This window comes from Dietzia cercidiphylli, from assembly GCF_014145145.1.
Classification (GTDB): Bacteria; Actinomycetota; Actinomycetes; order Mycobacteriales; family Mycobacteriaceae; genus Dietzia; species Dietzia natronolimnaea.
The window spans coordinates 1-6,132 of the sequence record NZ_JAALEA010000112.1; the positions used below are offsets into that span (position 1 = coordinate 1).

9 protein-coding genes are annotated in these 6,132 nt (G+C 71.2%); 5 read left to right on the plus strand and 4 right to left on the minus strand.

Annotated features, from left to right (window positions below):
* Window positions 1-789: SDR family NAD(P)-dependent oxidoreductase (locus G6028_RS04830; RefSeq protein WP_182658214.1), on the plus strand; the 789-nt coding region annotated here is incomplete at its 5' end.
* A 48-nt stretch (window positions 790-837) separates the two neighbouring features.
* On the opposite strand, the gene G6028_RS04835 is transcribed toward G6028_RS04830, so the two are convergent.
* Together G6028_RS04835 and G6028_RS04840 are read right to left on the minus strand one after the other, a co-directional pair.
* Window positions 838-1,248, minus strand: a complete 411-nt coding sequence (locus tag G6028_RS04835; RefSeq protein ID WP_182610516.1) for a cupin domain-containing protein — start codon at window positions 1,246-1,248, stop codon at window positions 838-840.
* Complete coding sequence (locus G6028_RS04840) at window positions 1,245-1,670, minus strand: DUF1622 domain-containing protein (protein WP_182610515.1); 426 nt, start codon at window positions 1,668-1,670, stop codon at window positions 1,245-1,247. Before G6028_RS04840 ends, G6028_RS04835 begins: the two co-directional genes overlap by 4 nt.
* An 81-nt stretch (window positions 1,671-1,751) precedes the next feature.
* On the opposite strand from G6028_RS04840, the gene G6028_RS04845 reads away from it, so the two are divergent.
* Genes G6028_RS04845 through G6028_RS04855 form a run of 3 tightly spaced genes read left to right on the plus strand, consistent with a single transcriptional unit; the run spans window position 1,752 to window position 3,652 of the window.
* Window positions 1,752-2,882 (plus strand): LLM class flavin-dependent oxidoreductase, encoded by a 1,131-nt coding sequence (locus G6028_RS04845; protein ID WP_182658215.1) that lies wholly within the window; start codon window positions 1,752-1,754, stop codon window positions 2,880-2,882.
* Window positions 2,883-2,942: 60 nt separating this feature from the next.
* Window positions 2,943-3,305, plus strand: coding sequence for an MTH1187 family thiamine-binding protein (locus tag G6028_RS04850; protein ID WP_182658216.1), 363 nt, complete (start codon window positions 2,943-2,945; stop codon window positions 3,303-3,305).
* Window positions 3,302-3,652 carry a hypothetical protein gene (locus G6028_RS04855; protein WP_182658217.1) on the plus strand — a complete coding sequence of 117 codons (351 nt, stop codon included), beginning with the start codon at window positions 3,302-3,304 and terminating at the stop codon, window positions 3,650-3,652. Before G6028_RS04850 ends, G6028_RS04855 begins: the two co-directional genes overlap by 4 nt.
* 52 nt (window positions 3,653-3,704) lie before the next feature.
* On the opposite strand, the gene G6028_RS04860 is transcribed toward G6028_RS04855, so the two are convergent.
* Window positions 3,705-4,724: an esterase/lipase family protein gene (locus G6028_RS04860; protein WP_338404150.1), complete on the minus strand. Its 1,020-nt coding sequence runs from the start codon at window positions 4,722-4,724 to the stop codon at window positions 3,705-3,707.
* A 108-nt stretch (window positions 4,725-4,832) separates the two neighbouring features.
* Window positions 4,833-5,603, minus strand: a complete 771-nt coding sequence (locus G6028_RS04865) for an SDR family oxidoreductase (protein ID WP_182658218.1) — start codon at window positions 5,601-5,603, stop codon at window positions 4,833-4,835.
* 255 nt (window positions 5,604-5,858) lie between these two features.
* On the opposite strand from G6028_RS04865, the gene G6028_RS04870 reads away from it, so the two are divergent.
* On the plus strand, window positions 5,859-6,132 hold a 274-nt coding region (locus G6028_RS04870; protein ID WP_182658219.1), incomplete at its 3' end, for an RNA polymerase sigma factor.

Below are 6,132 nucleotides of genomic sequence, written 5' to 3' on the forward strand. Positions count from 1 at the left end.
GCACTGGCCCGCGCCCTGGTGGCGGCCGGCGCCCACGTCGTGGTGACGGACATCGATCCGGTGGCCGCCCGGCGGGTGGCGGAGGAGATCACCCCGGGCGCGACGGTCACCGGAACCGCCCGGTCGGAGGCGCTCGACGTCACCGACGCCCGGGCGGTGTCGGACCTGGTCGGCGAGGTGGTCGCCGAGCACGGTGGCCTGGACTTGATGTTCGCCAACGCCGGCATCACCTGGGGCGGGGACACCGAGCAGCTCACCCTGGGGCAGTGGGACGCGATCGTCGACGTGAACATCCGCGGGGTCGTGCACTGCGTCCACGCCGCGTACCCGGAGATGATCCGCCGGGGAACGGGATCGCTCGTGCTCACCGCCTCCATGGGCGGGTTGTGCCCGGCGGGCCTGATCACCAGCTACGCCATGACCAAGCACGCGGTGGTGGGGCTCGGGCTCTCGCTGCGCGCGGAGGCGGCCGGCCACGGCGTCGGGGTGACCGTGGTGTGCCCGGCTGCGGTGGACACCGCGATCCTGGACAAGGGCGAGCTCGACGGCTTCGACGGCCGTCACTACTACCTCGAGGGTCAGGGCGTGCGGGAGCCGCTGGACCCGGATCTGCTGGCGGAGAGCGTCCTGCGTGGTGTCCTGGGGAACCGGGCGCTCGTGATCGAACCCGCGCGGGCGCGGGCGACGTGGCGTCTGCAGCGCCTGTCGCCGGCGCTGATGGACACGATGCTCACCAGGTACGTGCGCGCGACGAGGCGCCGGCGGGACGAGGGGCCCGCCGGCGCCTGACGCCGTGGACGAGCTCGGGGACCCAGGTGGCCCTGTGCCCGAGGTGTCTCAGTGCTCGTCGGCGTCCGATTCGGCCTTGGTCGCGTGGACGGTGCCGTGCTCGTGCTCCGGCGGGGCGTAGATCGAGTAGACCTTGAGCGGCTCGTCGCCGATGTTGGTGACGTTGTGCCACGACCCGGCGGGGACGAGGATCACCCAGTCGTCGCCGACCTCCTCGTCGAACTCCAGGCGGTCCTCGGCCGGTCCCATCTGGACGCGACCGCGACCCTGCTCGACCCGCAGGAACTGGTCGTGGTCCTCGTGCACCTCGAGGCCGATGTCGTCCCCGGGAGCGATCGCCATGACCGTCATCTGCAGGTGCTTCCCGGTCCACAGCGTGGTCCGGTAGTTGGTGTTGGCGAGGGTCGCGTCCTCGATGTTGACGACGTAGGGGTGGGGTCCGTGATCGGTGTCGGTCATGGTGTGGTCCTCTCGCTCTCGTGCACGTCGGCTCGCGCCTGGTCGTCTCCATCATGCCGGGTGCGGTCGGCTCGCGATCCGGCTCGCTTCTGCCACGGCCACCGGCCCGAGATCTCGAGTTCGAGCGACCAGCTGAGGAACGTCCTGATGAGCACGACCAACGCGAGCAACCCCACCGAGTCGTAGCTCGGCGAGATCGCGACGGTCCGGATGATGTCCGCGGCCACCAGGAGTTCCAGGCCCAGCAGGATCGCGCGGCCGAGACGGCGCCGGAATGCGGTGTAGACGTCACCCTCCGGGCCGTGTCGGCGACGCGGGTCGAGGGCGAACATGGCCGCCACCAACGCGCCCACCACGATGGCGGCCACGCCGGCCGCGTCCATGGTCTTGCCCACCAGTTCCACGGCCTCTGTGAACGTCATGAACGAACTGTAGACCCGCCCGGCCGGGGCGAGAGGGACCTCCGCAGACCCTATGGTTGACAAGTCAACTAAAGTGGGGGCATGACTCAGCACACCACCTCCGCCACGCCCGCCACCTCCGCATCTCCAGCGTCACACTCCGTCGCCTTTGGCCTCGACACCTTCGGCGACACCACCGTCGATGACCGAGGCGCGCGGGTCCACCACGCTCAGGTGATCCGGGACGTCGTCGAACAGGCGGTCCTGGCCGACCAGGTGGGCGTCGACGCCTTTGGGGTGGGGGAGCACCACCGGCCCGACTACGCCGTCTCCGCCCCGGATGTGGTGCTCGCCGGCATCGCGACCCGGACGCAGCGCATCACTCTCGGCTCGGCGGTCACCGTCCTGTCCAGCGACGACCCGGTCCGGGTGTTCCAGCGCTTCTCCACGATCGACGCCCTGTCGGGCGGGCGCGCCGAGGTCGTTCTGGGGCGCGGGTCTTTCACCGAGTCGTTCCCGCTGTTCGGCCTCGATCTCCAGCAGTACGAGCAGCTGTTCAGCGAGAAGCTGGATCTGTTCTCCGCGCTGTTGCCCGAGAAGCCGGTCACGTGGTCCGGGGAGCTGCGGCGTCCCCTGGTCGACCAGCGCGTGTACCCGGAGACCGAGGGCGGGCTCTCCGCGTGGATCGCCGTGGGCGGCAGCCCCGAATCCGTGGTGCGCGCGGCCCGGTACCGGATGCCCCTCATGCTGGCGATCATCGGCGGGGCCGCCGGTGGGTTCGCCCCCTTCGCCGACCTGTACCGGCAGGCCAACGCGCAGCTCGCGAGCACCGACGCGCCGCGGTTGCCTGTCGCCGTGCACTCGCCGGGCTTCGTCGCGGAAACCGACGAGAAGGCCGCCGCCCTGGCTATGCCCCACTGGCTGGTCAACCGCAACAAGATCGGCCGCGAGCGCGGATGGGGGGACGCGGGGGAGGCCGACTTCCACCGCGAGGTGAGGTCCGGGGCCATGTACGTCGGCTCACCCGAGACCGTCGCGCAGAAGATCGCCGCGACCGTACGCACACTGGGATTGGACCGCTTCGACCTCAAGTACGCCAGCGGCCCCACCCCGCACGAGCACCTCATGAACTCTGTGGACCTCTACGGCCGCAAGGTCATCCCCCGCGTCCGCGAGCTGCTCACCGTTGCGGGATACGAACCCGGAGTGCCGCAGCAGGTGTCCCGCGTCTGAGGGTCGGCCCCGGTCGGACCTCGATCTGCGCCACGAGCGGGGGAGGCCTACCGTGGTGCCATGCTCTTCGCGTTCTCCGTCGCACCCACCACGACCGCGGACGACTCGGCGTCCATGAGCGAGGCCGTCGCCGAGGCGGTGCGGGTGGTCCGCGCGTCCGGTCTGCCGCATGAGACCACCTCGATGTTCACCACGATCGAGGGCGACTGGGACGAGGTCATGCCCGTCATCCGCGCCGCCACTGAGGCGGTTCTGGCGGTGTCCCCGCGGGTGAGTCTGGTGCTCAAGGCCGACCTGAGGCCCGGGCGCTCCGGTGAGCTGCGCGGGAAGGTGGACCGGGTGGAGCGCCGCCTGCAACACGGCCTGGCGGCGGACCCCGGGGGAGGGGAGAAGGGCGACGACGACGAGGTGGTCGCCCCGTGACCTCCCGCACCCCCTCGGATCACCCTGTGAACGACCCCGGATCCGCCGGCCGGCACGGCGCGGACGGCACTGCCCCGCGTGGTCCTCAGACGGTCGCGTACGTGGCGGCCACCGCGATCGGCGGGATCGGTGCCCTGGTGGTGGCCACCGTGGAGCTGACCTCCCCCGGGGCCGGCACCCTCGACGTCCTGCTGTGGAGCGCGCTCGCCGTCCTGCTCCTCGCTGCGGCCGCCCGACGGTGGTGGTTCGGGACGAGCGACTGGGACAGAAGTCGGGAGACCGGACCAGGGAGGACCAGGGAGGGCCGGAGCGTGGAGGGTCGCAGCAGCAGCAGCGGTAGCGGCTGACCCGGCTCCGGCCCGTTCCGTCCCCGGTCGTCCCCGGTCTGCCCCGGCGGTCTCAGCAGGCGCCCGCGCCGCCGAGCGCCCGGGCGACCATCGAGTGGGTCCGCGGGTCGAGCGCCATCCCGCCGTGGGAGGTCGGGCCACCGCCGCACGCCTGCTCCGGTACCCGCCACCCCACGCCGGGCCCCGGCACGAAGCTCCGCTGCGGTGGCAGGAGATGGTCGCCGCCGGTGGCGATGAGCGTGTAGGCGACCCCGGGCAGGAACGGGGTGCGGTCGAGTCCGTACCAGGCGGTGAGCATGGGGCTGCCGGGTGACAGTTCGGCCAGACCCCGCAGGTTGGCGGCCCAGAGCGCCGCGCCCGCGAGCCCCGGTGGCAGCTGGTGGGGGATCAGCCCGCTGTTGTCCGCGCCCCAGTACCCGCCCACCGAGACCACCCGGCCCACCGCGCCGGGGCGCAACACCTTGGTGGTGTATCCCGCGATCGAGGCGCCCTGGGAGTAACCCACCAGGTCGACCTGGGCCGCGCCGGTGACCGCGCGCACGTGGTCGATCACCCCGGCGAGCTGCGGACCGGATGCGCCGACGATCGAGTCGAGACCTCCCCGGGCCGGGTTGCCCGCGTAGGCGCCGAGGGTCGGGGCGATCACACAGAACCCCTGCCTCCGCAGCGGATCGCCCAGCCGCGGGACCGTGTTGGGGCCGTTGTCGAACGTCCCGTGCACCAGGATCACCGGCCGCGGGTGGGCCGGGGTCGGTCGGCACGTGACCGGGGTGTCCACCGCAGCGGGCGGGCCGGGTGCGCCGATGGGCCCGTTGATGCCGTTGAGCGCCTCGGTCACGTAAGGCCCGAGCTCGCCCGTGGGATCCAGGTCTCCGGCGAGGCCCGTCAGTGCGTCCTCCACCGGCCCGGCGGCGGCCTGCGGGACGAGTCCGGGTACGGCGGCGGGGACCGTGACCGCTGCGGCGACGGGTAGGGCCAGCGCGCCGGCGACGAGGGCGCCGGCAAGTCGGGAACGCAGGCGGCGTGGGGTGCGGGAACCGAGCATGGTGACTCCCAAAGAGTGTGAGGTCACACAAGTATGCGAGTGCCGGGTGGGATCGGGTACCGCGCGGACCTCACGTTCTCGTCGCGAGCAGTGCAACGCTCGAAAGGTGCACCACGATCAGCTCGACGTGAGGCCCTACTGGGCCAGGACCTTGTTGACCAGACGCGTCGCGAAATTGGGCGAGAACTTGGAGATGTTCGCGAGCACGGTCGTCTGCTCACCGACGCTGTAGGACGTGCGATGAAATCGGCGGTCAAGGGTCGTCGGGTGGACGGACTGCCAGACCTTGTCCGCGACCTGCTCGGGAGTGATCTTGATGCCGAGCGTCTTGGTCGTCTTGGCCTTGGGGTCCGCGAGTGCGGTCTTGGCCCACAGCGGCCAGATCCCCACCACGCGCACGCCGTGCGGTGCCCACTCGAGCTCCAACGCCTCGGTCAGTCCGGCGACGTAGAACTTGGCGGCGCTGTACGTGGCGATCCCGGGCTGACCGTAGATCGCCGACGCGGACGCGATGTTGACCAGGTGCGACCCCGGCGTGGCCTTGAGGTACGGGAACGCGGCTTTGGCGCCGAGCGTCACGCCCAACACATCGATGTCGATCTGGGCCTTGACCGCGTCCGCCGAGATCTCCGTCAGGTCGCCGGCGACGAGGACGCCCGCGTTGTTGTCCAGGACGTCGAGCGTCCCGCCGGTGTGCGAGGTGAACTCGCCCAGCGCCTTCTCCCACTGCTGAATGTCGCGGACGTCGAGCTCTCCGGTGATCCAGTCGGGATGCCTCGACCGCACCGTGGCCAGAGCGTCCTTGTCGACGTCGTACACCCCGACTGTCCATCCCTCGCGGCCGAATCGCTCCGCCGTTGCCAGGCCGATCCCAGCCGCCCCGCCCGAGATGAAGATCGATGCCATTCGCTGTCCTCCACACGCAAGTCCGACGCGGCATGCCGCCCGGAGAGATCCGATACTCGACAGTACCGAGCGCTGGACGGGCGAGGGAAAGCTGTATCAGAGCGCGAACACGAACGTCTGCCGGGATCTCGTGATCACGCGTGTCGCTCGGGCGCTGTGCCGACCTCACGTTCTGGTCGCGCGGAACGACTACTGCGGACACTGCCGGTCGGGGCGTGTGAACGAGGCGGAGGGGACGAGGGGAGGATCTGACACATGAGGGCAGCCTTCGACGGTGCGGTGGTCCGGCACGGGCCGACAGTCCTGCGCGTGTGCCGTGCGGTCCTGGGTCCCGGTCCCGACGCCGACGACGCCTGGTCCGAGACGTTCCTGTCCGCGCTGCGGGCCTGGCCGGACCTGCCGGAGGAGACCAACGTGGAGGCGTGGCTGGTCAGGGTCGCCCACCGCCGCGCCGTGGACGTGGTGCGCCGATCGTCGCGGTCGGCCGCCCCGGCGGGAGGCGCGGACGAGGTCGTCCTGCTCGAGGGGT

Excerpts from the sequence above, each read along its gene's own strand:
- G6028_RS04865 (WP_182658218.1), bottom strand. The coding sequence starts at position 5,603 with ATGGCATCGATCTTCATCTCGGGCGGGGCGGCTGGGATCGGCCTGGCA.
- G6028_RS04850 (WP_182658216.1), top strand. The coding sequence starts at position 2,943 with ATGCTCTTCGCGTTCTCCGTCGCACCCACCACGACCGCGGACGACTCG.
- G6028_RS04845 (WP_182658215.1), top strand. The coding sequence starts at position 1,752 with ATGACTCAGCACACCACCTCCGCCACGCCCGCCACCTCCGCATCTCCA.
- G6028_RS04840 (WP_182610515.1), bottom strand. The coding sequence starts at position 1,670 with ATGACGTTCACAGAGGCCGTGGAACTGGTGGGCAAGACCATGGACGCG.
- G6028_RS04835 (WP_182610516.1), bottom strand. The coding sequence starts at position 1,248 with ATGACCGACACCGATCACGGACCCCACCCCTACGTCGTCAACATCGAG.